Consider the following 500-nt stretch of genomic DNA (forward strand, 5'->3'; position numbering starts at 1 on the left):
GGCTGGGGCCTGCCGGTGGCAGCCGAGACTTACGACGGCTTCCTCAACGACATCAACGGCCATCATGTCAGCGCCGACCATGTGGCTGCCGCACTCGACAGCGCCACCGGCGGCGCCATCGAGGAAGGTAGCGTCGGCGGCGGTACCGGCATGATCACCTTCGGCTTCAAGGCTGGATCCGGCACCGCCTCGCGCATCGTCGAATGGCAGGACAAACGCTACGCGCTCGGCGTGTTCGTGCAGGCGAATTTCGGCAAAAGGCACAATTTCACCGTTCGCGGCCGGCGCATCGGGCTGGAGCTTGTCGAGCCGGCGATCCGAGAGGCGACGGCGCGCGCCGAAAAGGGTTCGATCATCGCCGTCGTCGCCACCGACGCGCCGTTCCTGCCGCATCAGATGAAGCGGCTCGCCCGGCGCGTGCCGCTCGGTATCGCCATGCCCGGCGGCTATGGCTACCACAGCTCGGGCGATATCTTCCTGGCGTTCTCGACCGCCAATCC

1 protein-coding gene is annotated in these 500 nt (G+C 66.8%); it reads left to right on the forward strand.

The annotated features are described in order from the left end of the window. Nucleotides 1–500, forward strand: a 500-nt coding sequence (locus EOD07_RS36945; RefSeq protein ID WP_206519686.1) for a P1 family peptidase, incomplete at both ends; no start/stop codon positions are given.

The organism is Mesorhizobium sp. M2C.T.Ca.TU.002.02.1.1 (assembly GCF_003997225.1).